General features: G+C 70.6%; 12 protein-coding genes and 1 riboswitch. Of the genes, 7 read left to right on the top strand and 5 right to left on the bottom strand.

Features of this window, described 5'->3' with window-relative positions:
• Positions 1–143: 143 nt before the first annotated feature.
• Positions 144–242, top strand: a riboswitch (glycine riboswitch).
• A 137-nt stretch (positions 243–379) separates the two neighbouring features.
• Genes gcvP through Rai3103_RS05760 form a run of 4 tightly spaced genes read left to right on the top strand, consistent with a single transcriptional unit; the run spans position 380 to position 6292 of the window.
• Positions 380–3301, top strand: coding sequence for an aminomethyl-transferring glycine dehydrogenase (gene gcvP, locus Rai3103_RS05775; protein ID WP_153571784.1), 2922 nt, complete (start codon positions 380–382; stop codon positions 3299–3301).
• A gap of 28 nt (positions 3302–3329) precedes the next feature.
• Positions 3330–4451 (top strand): glycine cleavage system aminomethyltransferase GcvT, encoded by a 1122-nt coding sequence (gene gcvT, locus Rai3103_RS05770; protein ID WP_153571783.1) that lies wholly within the window; start codon positions 3330–3332, stop codon positions 4449–4451.
• A gap of 27 nt (positions 4452–4478) precedes the next feature.
• Positions 4479–4862: a glycine cleavage system protein GcvH gene (gcvH, locus tag Rai3103_RS05765; RefSeq protein WP_153571782.1), complete on the top strand. Its 384-nt coding sequence runs from the start codon at positions 4479–4481 to the stop codon at positions 4860–4862.
• A 38-nt stretch (positions 4863–4900) separates the two neighbouring features.
• On the top strand, positions 4901–6292 hold the full coding sequence (locus Rai3103_RS05760; protein ID WP_153571781.1) for an L-serine ammonia-lyase: 1392 nt from the start codon (positions 4901–4903) through the stop codon (positions 6290–6292).
• A 37-nt stretch (positions 6293–6329) separates the two neighbouring features.
• On the opposite strand, the gene Rai3103_RS05755 is transcribed toward Rai3103_RS05760, so the two are convergent.
• On the bottom strand, positions 6330–6914 hold the full coding sequence (locus Rai3103_RS05755; protein WP_153571780.1) for a hypothetical protein: 585 nt from the start codon (positions 6912–6914) through the stop codon (positions 6330–6332).
• Positions 6915–7075: 161 nt separating this feature from the next.
• Here Rai3103_RS05755 and Rai3103_RS05750 point away from each other — a divergent pair, with 161 nt between their 5' ends.
• Entirely contained in the window at positions 7076–8398 is a 1323-nt protein-coding gene (locus tag Rai3103_RS05750; RefSeq protein ID WP_338420077.1) for a DNA polymerase IV, read from the top strand.
• 6 nt (positions 8399–8404) lie between these two features.
• Here Rai3103_RS05750 and Rai3103_RS05745 read toward each other — a convergent pair whose 3' ends face one another.
• Positions 8405–9376 (bottom strand): sugar-binding transcriptional regulator, encoded by a 972-nt coding sequence (locus tag Rai3103_RS05745; RefSeq protein ID WP_153571779.1) that lies wholly within the window; start codon positions 9374–9376, stop codon positions 8405–8407.
• A gap of 98 nt (positions 9377–9474) precedes the next feature.
• On the opposite strand from Rai3103_RS05745, the gene Rai3103_RS05740 reads away from it, so the two are divergent.
• Both Rai3103_RS05740 and Rai3103_RS05735 read left to right on the top strand, forming a co-directional pair.
• Complete coding sequence (locus tag Rai3103_RS05740; RefSeq protein WP_153571778.1) at positions 9475–11202, top strand: glycerol-3-phosphate dehydrogenase/oxidase; 1728 nt, start codon at positions 9475–9477, stop codon at positions 11200–11202.
• 207 nt (positions 11203–11409) lie between these two features.
• Positions 11410–12117 carry a hypothetical protein gene (locus tag Rai3103_RS05735; RefSeq protein ID WP_153571777.1) on the top strand — a complete coding sequence of 236 codons (708 nt, stop codon included), beginning with the start codon at positions 11410–11412 and terminating at the stop codon, positions 12115–12117.
• Here Rai3103_RS05735 and Rai3103_RS05730 read toward each other — a convergent pair.
• The 3 genes from Rai3103_RS05730 to Rai3103_RS05720 form a co-directional block, all read right to left on the bottom strand.
• Complete coding sequence (locus Rai3103_RS05730; RefSeq protein WP_153571776.1) at positions 12108–12803, bottom strand: flavodoxin; 696 nt, start codon at positions 12801–12803, stop codon at positions 12108–12110. The two genes, Rai3103_RS05735 and Rai3103_RS05730, sit on opposite strands and share 10 nt — an antisense overlap.
• A 143-nt stretch (positions 12804–12946) precedes the next feature.
• Complete coding sequence (locus Rai3103_RS05725; RefSeq protein WP_153571775.1) at positions 12947–13804, bottom strand: aldo/keto reductase; 858 nt, start codon at positions 13802–13804, stop codon at positions 12947–12949.
• A gap of 59 nt (positions 13805–13863) precedes the next feature.
• The gene (locus tag Rai3103_RS05720; RefSeq protein WP_153571774.1) at positions 13864–15234 is read right to left on the bottom strand and encodes a DHA2 family efflux MFS transporter permease subunit; all 1371 of its coding nucleotides are present in this window, start codon (positions 15232–15234) and stop codon (positions 13864–13866) included.
• Positions 15235–15254: the final 20 nt, after the last annotated feature.

Raw genomic sequence — 15254 nt, 5'->3', positions numbered from 1 at the left:
CGAGCAAGGGTCGGTGCCCAGCCGGGTCAGCGGGATTGCCGGGGTGGCCTTGCCGGGGGTGGTCTTGCCGGGGGTGGTCTTGCCGGTGCCCGGGGCGGGGAGTAGCTTGTGTCGCAGTCGCTGCCGCAGGTGGCGACGCCGCTCGAGTCGTGGCGGGAGAGTCCTGCAAGCGTGAGCGAACAGGCGCCGTAGGAGCAACACCTCCCCGGGAATCTCTCAGGCACCCGTACCGCCCCGACGAGGCAACTCTGGAAAGCAGCCCCACCAGGCTCACCGACGGTGCAAGCCGGCTCCGGCCGGCGGAAACTCTCAGGTCCCAGACAGAGCGGGGAGGAACCCAGCCGTTGCCGGCATCGCCGGCGTGTCTCCGGAGTTCCTCATGATGCATGCCCAGTCAGCAGCCTTCCTCGAACGCCACGTCGGCACCCGCCGTGCCGACGAGGTCCGGCGGATGCTGGACGTGGTCGGTTACGACAGTGCGGAGGCGCTCGCCGCGGCCGCCGTCCCCGACGACATCAAGCAGGACGCGCCGCTGATCCTCGACCCGGCCCTGAGCGAGGCCGAGGTCCTCACCGCGCTGCGTGGCCTCGCCGCCCGGAACACTCCCCGGGTGCAGATGATCGGCCAGGGCTACTACGACACGGTGACCCCGGCGGTGATCCGGCGCAACGTCCTCGAGGATCCGGGCTGGTACACCGCGTACACCCCCTACCAGCCCGAGATCTCCCAAGGCCGGCTCGAGGCGCTGCTCAACTTCCAGACTGCCGTCGAGGACCTCACCGGACTCGAGATCGCCAACGCGTCACTGCTGGACGAGGCGACCGCTGTGATGGAGGCGGTGCTGCTGATGCGCCGCGCCAACAAGGACAAGCGGGCGGTCGGCGGCAAGACGCTGCTCGATGCCGACCTGTTCCCCCAGTCGATCGCGATCGTCCTGGGTCGCGCCCACGCGTTGGGGATCGAGGTGGAGGTCGCGGACCTGACCCAGGGGCTCCCCGACGGGCCCCTCAACGGCCTGGTCATCCAGCAGCCCGGGGCGTCCGGGCGGGTCGCCGACGCCACGGACCTGATCGCCGCCGCGAAGGAGCGCGGGGCCATGGTGACGGTCGCCGCCGACCTGCTGGCCCTCACGCTGCTGAAGTCTCCCGGCGAGCAGGGCGCCGACGTCGCCGTCGGCAGTGCCCAGCGCTTCGGCGTGCCGCTCTTCTACGGCGGCCCGCATGCCGCGTTCATCGCAGTCCGCAAGGGGCTGGAACGGCAGTTGCCGGGCCGGATCGTGGGCGTGTCCACCGACGATGCGGGACGTCCCGCCTATCGCCTGGCGCTGCAGACGCGCGAGCAGCACATCCGCCGGGAGAAGGCGACCTCCAACATCTGCACCGCTCAGGCCCTGCTGGCCATCGTCGCCGCGATGTACGCGGTGCACCACGGGCCGGAGGGCCTGCGGGCGATCGCCGAGCGGGTGCACGCTCAGGCGCGGGCCCTGGCCGGGGCGCTGGACGGTGGCGGTCTGCAGGTCGTGCACCGCAGCTTCTTCGACACCCTGACCGTACGGGTGCCGGGTCGCGCCGCCACGATCGTCGCCGCGGCCGAGGCGCAGGGCATCAACCTGCGGCTCGTCGACGCGGACACCGTCGGTATCTCCTGCGACGAGACGACGACGCCGGCCATCATCGCCACCGTCGCCGAGGCCTTCGGGGTCCCGGTGCCGGACGAGGCCGAGTCTATGGAAGGCGAGGCGATGGAAGGCGAGGCGATGGAAGGGGCGGGCGAGGAGGACGACCCGGCCGGCGTGGGCTTCGGGTTGGACGCGGCGATGCGCCGGACCAGCACCTACCTCGAGCACCCGGTCTTCCACCAGCACCGGTCCGAGACCCAGCTGATGCGTTACCTGCGCCGCCTCAAGGACCGGGACCTGGCGCTGGACCGGACGATGATCCCGCTGGGCTCGTGCACGATGAAGCTCAACGCGGCCGTCGAGATGGAGGCCATCAGCTGGCCCGAGTTCGCCGGGATCCACCCGTACGCTCCGGACGACCAGACCGAGGGGTGGCGCGCGCTGATCGCCGACCTCGAGCGGGACCTCGCCAGGATCACCGGCTATGACGAGGTCTCCCTGCAACCGAACGCAGGCTCCCAGGGGGAGCTGGCCGGGCTGCTCGCGATCCGCGGCTACCACGCGTCCCGCGGGGAGGGGGAGCGGAACGTCTGCCTCATCCCCGCCTCCGCGCACGGCACCAACGCCGCCTCGGCGGTCCTCGCCGGGATGAAGGTCGTCGTGGTCGCCAACGCCGCCGACGGCACGATCGACGAGAACGACCTCGCGGCGAGGATCGAGCAGCACCGCGACCGGCTCGCGGCGATCATGATCACCTACCCCTCGACGTACGGCGTCTACGACGCGAACGTGCGGGAGGTGTGCGCGGCGGTGCACGCCGCCGGCGGACAGGTCTACCTCGACGGGGCGAACCTCAACGCGCTCGTCGGCCTGGCCCAGCCCGGCCGGTTCGGCGGCGACGTCTCCCACCTGAACCTGCACAAGACCTTCTGCATCCCGCACGGCGGCGGTGGCCCGGGCGTGGGCCCGATCGCCGTCCGCTCCCACCTCGCCCCGTTCCTGCCCGCCGACGCCGCGCACTGGTCCGGCGACGTCGAGCAGGGCCTGCCGGTGTCCGCGTCACGCTTCGGGTCCGCGGGGGTGCTGCCGATCTCCTGGGCGTACGTGAAGCTGATGGGCGGGGAGGGACTGACGCAGGCGACGACATCGGCCCTGCTCACCGCGAACTACCTCGCCAAGCGCCTCGACCCGTACTTCCCGGTCCTTTACACCGGCGAGGCCGGGCTGGTCGCGCACGAGTGCATCCTCGACCTGCGCGAGCTGACCGCCCGGACCAAGGTGACCGCCGAGGACGTCGCCAAGCGGCTGGTCGACTTCGGCTTCCACGCGCCGACGCTGGCGTTCCCTGTCGCGGGGACGCTGATGGTCGAGCCGACCGAGTCGGAGGACCTCGGCGAACTGGACCGGTTCGTCGACGCGATGATCGCGATCCGCGCCGAGATCGACCAGGTCGCCGCCGGCGACGTCACCGTCGCCGACTCGCCGCTGCGCCGCGCCCCGCACACCGCCGACGCCGTGGTCAGCTCGGACTGGGACCGCCCCTACAGCCGCGAGCAGGGCGCCTTCCCCGGCCGTACGTCACGCCAGGACAAGTACTTCCCGCCGGTGGGCCGCATCGACCAGGCCGCGGGGGACCGGCACCTGGTCTGCACCTGCCCGCCCGTCGAAGCCTTCCAGGACTGACGGCCCACCGTTCGAGGAGAGGACCACCATGACACCGCGGTTCACCGCCCTGCACGCCGTGCACGAAAGCGCCGGGGCCCACTTCACCGACTTCGGCGGCTGGCAGATGCCGCTGCGGTACGGCTCCGAGCTGGCCGAGCATCGCGCCGTCCGCGAGGCCGCCGGTCTCTTCGACCTCTCCCACATGGGTGAGGTCCGGGTCAGTGGCCCGGGCGCCGGCGCCTTCCTCGACTTCGCCCTGGTCGGGAAGCTGTCGGCCATCGCGCTCGGCAAGGCCAAGTACTCGATGATCTGCGCCGAGGACGGCGGGATCCTCGACGACCTGATCGTCTACCGGCTCGCCGAGGACGACTACCTCGTGGTGCCCAACGCCGGCAACACGCCGACCGTGGTCGACGCCCTCCGCGAGCGGGCCGTCGGCTTCGAGGTGACCGTGCGCGACGCCTCGGCCGAGACTTCGCTGCTTGCGATCCAGGGGCCCCGGGCCGCCGCCATCCTGGAGCAGCTGCTGGTGGGCGTGGACCGCGCCCGCGTCGCGAGTCTGAAGTACTACTCCGCGACGGCCGCTGTGGTGGCGGGCCGCCAGGCCTTGGTGGCGCGGACGGGCTACACCGGCGAGGACGGCTTCGAGCTGTTCGTTGCCAACCTGGACGCGGCGCCGCTCTGGTCCGCCCTCGAGACGGCCGGGCAGGAGTCCGGCCTGATTCCTTGCGGCCTTGCCGCGCGTGACTCGCTGCGCCTCGAGGCGGGGATGCCGCTCTATGGCCACGAACTGTCCCGCGACCTCACGCCGTACGAAGCCGGTCTCGGCGGGGTCGTCGCGCTGGCGAAGCCGGGCGACTTCGTCGGGCGCGAGGCGCTGCAGCGGGCGAGGGACGCCGGGATGGGCACCACCAGCGGCAGGCGGCTCGTCGGTCTGCGCGGCCTCGGCCGCCGGTCGGCCCGGGCGGGCTACCCGGTGCTCCACGACGGTGAGCCGGTGGGCGAGGTGACCTCCGGCCAGCCGAGCCCGACCCTCGGTCACCCGATCGCCCTGGCGTACGTCCCGGTCGGACTGGCCGAGCCCGGCACCCGACTCGACGTCGATCTGCGCGGCCGCCCCGAACCGTTCGAGGTCGTCGCCCTACCGTTCTACCAGCGCCAGAAGTAACCACCGATCCCCGACAGGAGCACCACCATGAGCACCATCCGGTCCGGCTACCGCTACTCCGAGGACCACGAGTGGCTCGACACCAGCGCCTCACCCGCCAGGGTGGGCATCTCCGCCGTCGCCGCCGAGGAACTGGGTGACGTCGTCCACCTCGAGCTGCCCGAGGTCGGCGCCGAAGTGACCGCCGGCGAACCGTGCGGCGAGGTCGAGTCGACCAAGAGCGTCGCCGACATCTACGCCCCGGTGAGCGGGACGGTGGTCGAGATCAACGACGCCGTCCTCGACGACCCGGCTGTCGTCAACGAGGATCCGTACGGTGCCGGGTGGCTGTTCTCGGTCGAGGTCAGCACGGAGGGCTCCCTGCTCACGGCGGAGGAATACGCAGAGAAGAACGGCGGCGAGCTCACGTAACCGACCGCGTCCGCGCCTCCAGCGACGAGGTGACCGACATGGCCGTCGGCGTCTTCGACCTCTTCTCCGTCGGTATCGGCCCGTCGAGCTCCCACACCGTGGGGCCGATGCGGGCCGGGGCCGCCTTCGCCGATGAGCTGCGAGAACGGGGCCTGCTCGACGCGGTGTGCTCCCTGCGCATCGACCTGTACGGATCGCTGGCGGCGACCGGGCGTGGACACGGGACCTTCACCGCGGTGCTGCTCGGGCTCGAGGGTTACGACCCCGAGGAGGTGCTGCCCGAGCAGGTCGAGGAGCGGGTCCGATCGCTCGACGCGAGCGGCCTGCTACGCCTCGCTGGGGAATGCGAGGTGGCGTATCGCGTCGAGGACATCGTTCTGCACCCTCGCGAGGTGCTCCCGCGCCACCCCAACGGGATGCGCTTCAGCGTCGCCGATGGGGCGGGCAGGATCCTGCACGAGGCGACGTTCTACTCGATAGGCGGCGGGTTCGTCGTCCGTGACGGTGAGGAGACGTCGGGGGAGCCCGACCATCCGGAGCAGGAGGTCCCGTTCCCGTTCCGTACGGCCGCGGAGCTCCTCGCCCAGTGTGCCGAGCACGGCCTGTCGATGGGGCAGGTCATGCTCCGCAACGAGGAGGCCTCCCGGACCGAGGAGGAGATCCGTGCGGGACTCCTGCACCGGTGGCACGTCATGGAGGCCAGCGTCGCGTCGAGCCTGTCAAGGACCGGTCCGCTGCCCGGTCCGCTCAAGGTCCGACGCCGCGCCCCGGGCTGGTACGCGCGCCTCCTCGCCGAGGATCCGGACCGCGACGCGAAATACTGGCAGGAATGGGTGGACCTCGTCGCCCTGGCCGTCAACGAGGAGAACGCCTCCGGGGGCAGGGTCGTCACGGCCCCGACCAACGGAGCGGCGGGGATCATCCCCGCCGTCCTCTACTACGCCTTGCACTACGGACCGGGCATGCCGGCGGGGAGCGAGGCGGACGCGGACGACGTCGTGGTGCGCTTCCTGCTGACCGCCGGCGCCATCGGCGTCCTCTACAAGGAGCAGGCGTCGATCTCCGGGGCCGAGGTGGGCTGCCAGGGTGAGGTGGGATCCGCGTCCTCGATGGCCGCCGCCGGACTGGCCGAGGTGATGGGGGCGACCCCCGCGCAGGTCGAGAACGCCGCCGAGATCGCGATGGAGCATCATCTCGGCCTGACCTGCGACCCGGTCGGCGGCCTGGTCCAGATCCCGTGCATCGAGCGCAACGCCATCGCTGCCGCCGAGGCGATCAACGCCGCGAAGCTGGCGGCCTGGGGAGACGGTTCCCATCACGTCTCGCTCGACGAGGTGATCGTGACCATGCGCGAGACCGGCAGGGACATGAGCAGCAAGTACAAGGAGACGGCTTTGGGCGGCTTGGCCGTGAACGTCCCCGACTGCTGATCTCCTCGCGCGGGTGCCGCTGGGGAGGCGATGGTGCTCAGGTGGCGGCCTCCTGAGGGAAGAAGGTGATCCGGCCGCACTCGGGGCAGATCGCTGCTTCGCCGCCGAGCAGGTCGGCCGCGCCGAAGAGGCGCTTGGCCTGCATGTACATGCCCTTGTCAATCGTCGCTACGTGGGCCGGGTCGTACCACTCGACCTCGGTGCCGCAAGCGGTGCAGCGGTCGTCGAGATCGACCGCGTCGAGGTCCTCCTCGTCCATGAACGGGTCGTCCCAGTAGTCCTCTATCCCGACGGCCCCGCAGCTCGGGCACCACCAGACGTCGGAGCGCTCGACCACGTCCGGGGCGATTCCGGCCGTCACCTTGCGGTAGGCCTCCCGGTCGACGTCCTTCAACTCCTTGGGGAGCATCCACCGGATCGAGCCGCCACAGGCGCCGCAGTGCGGCATCGTCGACAGGATCGGATGGCCAGCAAGCACGGCGCTGCTCCGTTCCGTGGTCTGTTCAGTGGCGATGGCCTCGTCAACTGCGTCCCGCTCGCCAGACCGGGCCTCGGGAGTGCCATGGTGACCGGATCCGGGCTTGCGCCGGCCCGTACCCTTGCCGGCTCTACGTCGTGACATGGCATCCCCTCGCATCGGTGTCCACGGCCTCGATGGCCATGACCCCTACGGTATTCGCGGTCACTGACAGTCGCCCACGCACTGTGCAGGGGCCGTGACGGTCATGATAGGGACGAGCGGGAGGCCCGGCCGATCCCGCGTACTCGGACGGAGGGAGGTGCGTGGTGCGGCGGCAGGCCTCGATCATGCACCTCGATCTCGACGCCTTCTTCGCCTCGGTTGAGCAGCGGGACAAGCCGTCCTTGCGCGGTAAGCCCGTCGTCGTCGGCGGGGTCGGCCAGCGCGGCGTCGTCGCCACGGCATCGTACGAAGCTCGGACCTATGGAGTGCACTCGGCGATGCCGATGCATGAGGCGCGGCGGCTCTGCCCCCATGCCGCCTTCCTCGCCGGCCGCTTAGGGGCCTACCGTGCGGCGAGCCGGATCGTGATGGGCATCCTGGAGGACCTCTCCCCGCTGGTCGAGCCACTGTCGCTCGACGAGGCGTTCGTCGACCTCGCCACCGCCCGGGAACCGCTCGAGCTCACCGACCAGGGTGTGGTGGCCGTCGCCGAGCGGGTGAAGGCTGAGGTCGCCGAGCGGACCGGCGGACTGACCTGCTCGATCGGGCTCGGCTCGTCGAAGTTCATCGCCAAGCTCGCCTCCGAGATGGACAAGCCCGACGGCATCCACCTGGTCGTCCCGGGCACCGAGGTGGCGACGATCGCGCCGCTGTCGGTACGGGTGATCCCCGGCGTCGGGCCGGCGACGTTCGACCGACTGGCCCGGCTCGGCGTGGCGACCGTCTCCGACCTGCAGGCCCTCTCCGAACACGAGCTGATCCGCGAGATCGGCCGGGCGCACGGCACCGCTTTGCATGCGCTGGCTTTCGCCCGCGACGACCGGGAGGTCTCCCCGGACCGGGACCGCAAGTCCATCTCGGTGGAGGACACCTTCGAGACCGACCTGAGGGGACGGCCCGAGATGGTCACCCGGATCGACCGGGACGCCCGGCTGGTGGCCCAGCGGATGAAGGCGATGGGTGTCTTCGCCCGAACGGTCACGCTCAAGGTGCGCCTGCACGACTTCACCACCTGGACGCGGTCGCGGACCCTGGAAGGGGCCACCGACAGTGCCGAGGTGGTCGCCGCCGAGGCGACCGACCTGCTCGCCGGCCTCCAGCTCGACCAGGGCGTACGCCTGCTGGGTGTCGGCGTGTCCGGGCTGACGACCGTGGCGCAGGACCGGCTGTTCGAGGCGCGGGAGGACCACGAGGAGGTCGTCCCCGGTGGCGTCGACGTTCCCGCGGGAACGTCGGCCGAGACGCTGGACCGGCGAGTGCCTCGCTGGCTGCCCGGGGCGGACGTGCTCCACGACGAGATGGGCCCGGGGTGGATCTGGGGGACCGGGCTGGGCCGGGTGACCGTACGCTTCGAGACCGCGGAGACCGGCCCGGGACCGGTGCGGACGTACGCACTGGGGGATCCGGCGCTGCACCTGGTGTGAGGGCGATCAGCCCGCCGGTGCCTGCGCGGCGACGAGTCGGGCGATGCTCCGGACGAGGGCGGCGTCGGCCACGAGAACGGTCACCAGCCCCGCGCGCAGCGCGGCCACGACGGCCCGCGCCTTCTCCGACCCTGACGCGACGCAGAGCCGACGGGGGATCGTCCGCAGCCGGTCCGGCGTGATGCCGGACGTGCGATCGTTGAGCGGGATGCCGTCGTACGTCCCATCGGCCCGCAACATCACCGTGCAGACGTCCCCGACGACCTCGGCCTCCAGCAAGGTGGCCAGCTCCGTCGTGCCCAGGTAGCCGCCCAGGTAGACGTGGGACCGCGTGCCCGGCCCGAGGCTGCCGACCCCGAAGACCGCCGTGTCGGCGGTGTCCTGGGCCTCGAGTACGGCCCGGACGGTGCTCTCGCGCCACATCGCGACCTTCGTCGTGGCGTGGTCGAAGAAGGCGGGCACCGGGAACTGGACGACGGTCCCACGCCAGGCGCGCGCGGCGGACGCGAGGATGGCCCCGGCGTACGGCTGTCCGGTCGTCGAGGGGTTCACCGCGCCGTTGAGCTGGATCACCTGCGCCTGACAGTTCAGCGGTTCGAGGGCGGCCACGACGGCGCCGACCGTCACGCCCCAGGCGAGGCCCACTCTGGGTCGGTCCGCCTCGCGCAGCCACTCCTCGAGCAGGCGGGCGGACGTGCGCGCGACCGCTTCCAGCCGGGTGGCGTCGGGTACGTCGGGCCACACCGGCACCGAGAGCACGCGGACGCCGAACCGTTCCTCCAGATCCTGGACGTCCTCGTCACGGGCGACCGGTTCGGCCACCGTCACCCGCACCAGACCCGACGCGCGGGCATCTTTCAGCAGCCGGGAGACCGTCGACCGCGACATGCCCAACTGGCGCGCGACGGCCTCCATCGTGATGCCGTCGCGGTAGTGCATGGTCGCCACCCGGTACTGGAGCACCTCACGATCGTCCATCGACCTCTTCCCTGCCTGCACGTTCGTGCATCATGATTGCACGATTGCCCCTCGTGGTCGAGCCTGAAGGAGTCACACAGGGATCTGGAAGGAAGAAGATGGACACCGCACTCAATGCCGCCCAGCGCGCGACCGCCCTCGAGCAGATGGCGGACGACGAGGGGATCGACGTCCTCGTCGTCGGCGGCGGCGTGACCGGCGCGGGGATCGCGCTGGACGCGGCCACCCGCGGTCTGCGCACCGCGATCGTCGAGGCCCAGGACTGGGCCGCCGGCACCTCCTCGCGCAGCAGCCGGCTCGTCCACGGAGGGCTGCGCTACCTCTACCAGCTGGACGTCAAGCTGGTGGCCGAGGCCCTCCACGAGCGGGGACTCCTGCTGACGACGCTTGCGCCGCACCTGGTCAAGCCCCAACCGCTCATCTGGCCGTTCAAGATCCCGGTCATCGAGCGCGCCTACTCGACGCTGGGCGTCGGGATGTACGACGCGATGGCCGTCGTGGGGGCCGGCTTCCACCAGACCGTGCCGATCCAGAGGCACCTGTCGAAGAAGGAGACCCTGCGTCGCGCCCCCGCGCTCGACCCGCGGTCGCTGGTCGGTGCGATGGAGTACTACGACGCCAAGGTCGACGACGCCCGCCTGGTGGTCACCCTCGTCCGGACGGCCGTACGCTACGGCGCCCTGGCCGCCAACCGGACCGCGGTCGTGGGTTTCGCCAAGGACGACGCGGGCCGGGTGGTCGGGGCGACGCTGCGCGACCTCGAGACCGGCGTGGAGCGGGACGTACGGGCGACGACCGTCATCAACGCCACCGGCGTCTGGACGGAGAAGACCCAGCAGTTGGCCGGCGCCGACGGCGGGCTGAAGGTCCTCGCCTCGAAGGGCATCCACATCGTCGTCCCGCGCGATCGCATCCAGGCCGACGCAGGCATGTTCCTGCGGACGGAGAAGTCGGTCCTGTTCATCATCCCCTGGCCCAACGGCTGGATGATCGGCACGACCGACACGGCCTGGCACGAGCAACTGCGACACCCGGTGCCGACGAGCGCGGACATCGATTACGTCCTCGAGCAGGCCAACAACGTCCTGGCCGACAAGCTCACCCGTGACGACATCATCGGCACGTGGGCGGGCCTACGGCCCCTGCTCCAGCCGGGCACCCTGGACGACAGCACGTCCGCGAAGGTGTCCCGGGAGCACACGGTCACGCAGGCCGCGCCCGGGATGGTCGTCATCGCCGGCGGCAAGCTGACCACCTACCGCGTGATGGCGGCGGATGCCGTGGACTTCGCCCTCGGGAGGCAGCAGGCGAAGGAACGTCCCTCGATCACTGACCGTACGCCGCTGTTGGGTGCCGCCGGCCTCGACGCCGTACGCTCCCGGGTGCCGCACCTGGCGAAGCGCTACGGCTGGACCGAGGACCGGGTCCAGGCGCTGCTCGACCGGTACGGCTCGGACCTTCCCGCCGTCCTGGCGCTGGTGGATGCCGATCCGACGCTGCGGTGCCCGCTGAGCGCGGAGCCGCGCTACACACGCGCCGAGGTCGCCTTCGCCTGCACCCATGAGGGCGCCCTGCACCTGGAGGACGTCCTCACGACCCGAGTCCGGCTCAACTCCGAGCACCGCGACCGCGGCGCCTCGGCGGTCGACGAGGTGGCGGCCCTCGTCGCCCCGCTCCTGGGCTGGGACGAGGATCGTACGACCGAGGAGAAGGACAACTATCTGCGTCGGGTCCGCGCCGAACTCGACGCCGAAGCACAGGCCACCGATGCCGCCGCCGCCGAGGTGCGGGCGGCCGCGCCGAGCCTGGTGCCAATGGGGGTGTGAGCCGGGCAGCGATGGATGCCAGACGATTGCCAGCGTGCACGGCGCCCAATATGAGGCGCCGTGCACTGGCTACGCCCCGATCTGACGCGTCAGCAGCGTGTCAGCCCGTGATATTTCCCATGGACTCGGCGTCGGTGAGACGGCGATGATGGACGCATCGAGGCCCTCAGGACCTCGGGGAACCCCCGCTGAGGTTGAGGAGCCAGTATGGCCGACGACCGCCGGGTCAGGCCGTCCCACCAGGTGGCCGACCATGTACGTCCCCACCCTCGATACCCCGACGCACCCCAGCACGAGTCTCTCCGCGGCGATCCCGCGGCAGGCCTTGCCGCGTACGTTTCCGCCGGCCTCGGCGCCGTCGCGGTGGGCACGCTTGCCGTCATGTATGCCGTGGAGGTTCCGCGCGGTGGGCCCTTCGTCTTCGGCCGCCTCAACGACGTCGCCGGCGGGCTGTTCTACGCAGCGACGATCCCGGTGATCATCCAGGTCCATCGGCGCCTGCCGGCCACGTCGGCGAGTCGAGCCGGACTGACGACGGTGGTCGTCGGCTCCGGTGCAGCCGCGGTGAGCGGCATCCTGCTCGCCCTCCAGGTCATTCCCTTCGTCCCGTCCACGGCGGTATCGATGGCCGGGATCGTCTCCCAGGCGGCGTGGGCCGCCCTCACCCAGCACCGACTGCTGCGGCGTCCCGGGTACCCGCCTCGGCTGGCGCGGGTCGGGCGGGCGATCGGGGTGGCGATGCTGGCGGCTCTGCCGGTCGTCGGCCTCGGCTTCACCCTCGGTCGAGCACCGGGGCTGAGGGCGGTCGTGAACGTGGTCGGCTATGGCGTCGGGGGATTGGCGTACGTCTCCTGGCCGGTCTGGCTGTTCGCTGTCGGGCGGCACCTGCGCGGACCCATCGCCGGTCACGTGTGAATCAGCCCGGTTCGCCGCAGCCAGGACTCGATGTCTGGGCCGGCCTGTCGGACTTCTTCCCCGCGCACGGCCAGCCCTTCGCCGATGACCGCTCCCGGGCAGGACCTGGCGTAGTCCCGCTCGGTGGTGCCCAACCCGCTCATGGCGTGAGTGGTGACCGGATGAATCGCCCTGCCGGTGAGGTCGAGACTCTCGGTGAAGGTGGTCATGATCCTCGGGGCCCTCACGTTCCAGATCCCGCTGGCCAGCAGCACGGTGTCGTACTGGTCGATGGTGGGGACGGGATGGGCCAGGGCAGGTCGGGCGTTGGCGTTCTGCTCGCGTACGTTGCGTGCGACGGTGGCCATGTAGTCGGCCGGGTAGGGATCGGCAGCGTCGATGCGGTGGAGGTCGCAGCCGATGAGTGCGCTGATCATGCCCGCGAGGACCTGGGTGTTGCCGACCGCCAGGTCGGTGCGCCCGCCGTAGTAGTAGTTCTCCCCGGCACGGGAGAAGTACGCGAGCAGTACCTTCCGGTCCGCGTCTTGCGATGAAAGACGGCTGGTCGGGTCATGTATGGGCGTGGGATCGGTCCGATCAGTGGTGGAGCAGCCTGATGTTGCGGCAGTCAGTGCGGCGGCACCCAGGCTGGTGGCAGCCGTCCGGAGGACGAGGCGTCGGCTGAGGGTCCGTGGACGTGTACTCATCGTGGGTCTCTCTGCGGGGTGTGCGAGCCGGATGCGGCCGGGCTGCTGGGGTGAAGCGGTCGCTCAGCACCAGGGACGGCGCCTTCCGTCAGGGCGGGCGGGCCGCACCCTGACGGAAGACGCTGACGGGGGACAGTCGGGGTTCAGCTGATCCTGCGTCCGCCGAGCCAGCTGACCATGGCGGGGTCGCGGTGGTCGAAGAAGAGGCTGGTGCCGGTGTCCAGGGTGGCGATCCGGTGCATCTCGTCCTCAGTGAGGGCGAAGTCGAAGATGTCGAGGTTCTGGGCCATGCGGTCCGGACGTACGGACTTGGGGATCACCACGACCTCGCGCTGGACGAGCCAACGGAGCACGACCTGCGCGACGGACCTGCCGTGTGCCTCGGCGATGGGGGTGAGGATCGGGTCGGTGAACAGGTTGTTGCGGCCCTCCGCGAACGGCCCCCAGGACTCGATCTGGACACCGCGTTCGCGCATCAGCGCCTGATCCGCGGTGCGCTGGTGGAACGGGTGCGTCTCGATCTGGTTGACGGCCGGGACGATCTCGTTGTGGTCGATGAGGTCGACGAGGCGGTCGGGATGGAAGTTCGACACGCCGATCGCACGAGCGGCGCCTTCTCGGTTGAGGTCCTGCAGGGCCCGCCACTCGCTGTAGTAGTCACCCAGCGGCTGATGGATGAGGTAGAGGTCTACGTAGTCCAGTCCGAGCCGGCGCAAAGAGTTCTCGAAGGAGCGCTTGGTGTCGTCCTGCACGCTGCCGGTGGGGGCGTGCTGGATCCACAGCTTGGTGGTGACGAAGAGGTCCTTGCGGTCGATTCCGCTGGCCTTGATCGCCGCTCCCACGGCCTCCTCATTGCCGTACGAGGCGGCGGTGTCGAGGTGGCGGTAGCCGATGGCGAGGGCGGCCTCGACCGCGGCCTGGGTCTCCTCATCGGGGATCTGGAAGACGCCGAATCCGAGGATCGGCATCTCGACGCCGTTGTTGAGGGTCACGTTCTTCATGCGAGTTCCTTTGTTTGGGTGTGGTTGTCGGGTCGTGTGGAGTCGGTAGGGGACGTACGTCACCGTTGCGGGTGGGCGTGCCGCAGGGGCAGGGAGGCGGCGACGAGGACGAGGAGGACGACGGCGGTGGCGCCGAGGCCCAGGCGGAGCCCGCCCATGAAGTCGTGTCCCTGGAGCAAGGCCCCGTAGGCGGCGACGCCGAGGGACCCGCCGACCTGCCGGGCGGTGTTGATGACACCGCTTGCCGTGCCTGCTCTGTCCGCCGACACGTGGTCCATGACGAGGGCGATGATCGGGGGCACGGTGAAGGATCCGCCGACCCCGACGGGGACCATCACGACCGAGACGAGCAGGGTGGAGGAGTCGGTGGGAAGCAGCCACAGGCCGGCCAGGCCCAAGGCCATCAGGAGTTGGCCCGCGACGATCATGGCGACATTGCCGTAGCGCACCATCAACCGGGCCGCCACGGGGTTCAGCAGGGCGACGAGACCGGTCATCGGCAGGAACAGCAGCCCCGTTACGAGGGCGGTCGCGCCGCGTTGTTGCTGGAAATAGAGGCTCTGGAGGAAGACCACGCCGTAGAAGGCGGCCATCGTGACGAGTGCGATGGCCAGGGCGGTGGAGACCGCGCGTGAGCGGAACAGGTCCAGCGGGATCATGGGATGGCTTCCTCGCGACTGCGCCCACACGAAAGCGGCGACCGACCCGACGCAGACGGCGAACAGGGCGAGGATCTCGGGCCTTCCGTAGCCGACCGAGGCGCCTTCGATGATCCCGTACGTCAGGCTGGCCAGGGCCAGCACAGCGGTGACCTGCCCGAGCCAGTCGAACGGCATCGGACGCCGGGGCGAGGGAGAGACGCGGGAGAGTACGGACAGGGCGGCCACCCCGACGGGGAGGTTGACCAGGAAGATCAGCCGCCAGTCGATCTGGGTCAGGGCGCCGCCGAGCACCGGACCGGCCGCCGCGGCGACGGAGCCGCCCAGGCCCCAGTACACGATCGCCCGCCCCCGGCTGGTCGCGTCCTGGTAGGCCTCCCGGATGAGAGCCAGCGAGCTGGGCGTGATCATCGCCGCCCCGATGCCCTGCACGATGCGACCGACGACGAGCGCCGGCAGGCTCGGGCTGACCGCGCAGGCTGCCGAGGCGACGGTGAACAGGACCATGCCGAGGCCGTACGCTCGGCGTGCCCCTGCTCTGTCGGAGAGCGTGCCGGAAAAGAGTTGGAGCGCGGAGAACATCAGGGTGTAGCCGGTGACGATCCACTGCAGACCGGACAGGCCGCCTCCGAGGTCGGTGCGGATCCTGGGCAGGGCGACATTGACGATCTGAGCATCCAGGGCGACGACGAAGAAGCCCAGCATGGCGACCACCAGCGAAGCCCGCGGCCGCGACGCGGTGGCCGGGCGGCTCACGAGAGTAAGCGACATCGTGTCCTTCCAGGAGAAGA

It is taken from the genome of Raineyella fluvialis, from assembly GCF_009646095.1.
In the GTDB taxonomy this organism is placed as follows: domain Bacteria; phylum Actinomycetota; class Actinomycetes; order Propionibacteriales; family Propionibacteriaceae; genus Raineyella; species Raineyella fluvialis.
The sequence above is the reverse complement of the archived record's forward strand: the minus strand, read 5'-3'. Positions and strand labels throughout refer to the sequence as shown.

Excerpts from the sequence above, each read along its gene's own strand:
- gcvP (WP_153571784.1), top strand. The coding sequence starts at position 380 with ATGATGCATGCCCAGTCAGCAGCCTTCCTCGAACGCCACGTCGGCACC.
- gcvT (WP_153571783.1), top strand. The coding sequence starts at position 3,330 with ATGACACCGCGGTTCACCGCCCTGCACGCCGTGCACGAAAGCGCCGGG.
- gcvH (WP_153571782.1), top strand. The coding sequence starts at position 4,479 with ATGAGCACCATCCGGTCCGGCTACCGCTACTCCGAGGACCACGAGTGG.
- Rai3103_RS05760 (WP_153571781.1), top strand. The coding sequence starts at position 4,901 with ATGGCCGTCGGCGTCTTCGACCTCTTCTCCGTCGGTATCGGCCCGTCG.
- Rai3103_RS05755 (WP_153571780.1), bottom strand. The coding sequence starts at position 6,914 with ATGTCACGACGTAGAGCCGGCAAGGGTACGGGCCGGCGCAAGCCCGGA.
- Rai3103_RS05745 (WP_153571779.1), bottom strand. The coding sequence starts at position 9,376 with ATGGACGATCGTGAGGTGCTCCAGTACCGGGTGGCGACCATGCACTAC.
- Rai3103_RS05740 (WP_153571778.1), top strand. The coding sequence starts at position 9,475 with ATGGACACCGCACTCAATGCCGCCCAGCGCGCGACCGCCCTCGAGCAG.
- Rai3103_RS05735 (WP_153571777.1), top strand. The coding sequence starts at position 11,410 with ATGGCCGACGACCGCCGGGTCAGGCCGTCCCACCAGGTGGCCGACCAT.
- Rai3103_RS05730 (WP_153571776.1), bottom strand. The coding sequence starts at position 12,803 with ATGAGTACACGTCCACGGACCCTCAGCCGACGCCTCGTCCTCCGGACG.
- Rai3103_RS05725 (WP_153571775.1), bottom strand. The coding sequence starts at position 13,804 with ATGAAGAACGTGACCCTCAACAACGGCGTCGAGATGCCGATCCTCGGA.
- Rai3103_RS05720 (WP_153571774.1), bottom strand. The coding sequence starts at position 15,234 with ATGTCGCTTACTCTCGTGAGCCGCCCGGCCACCGCGTCGCGGCCGCGG.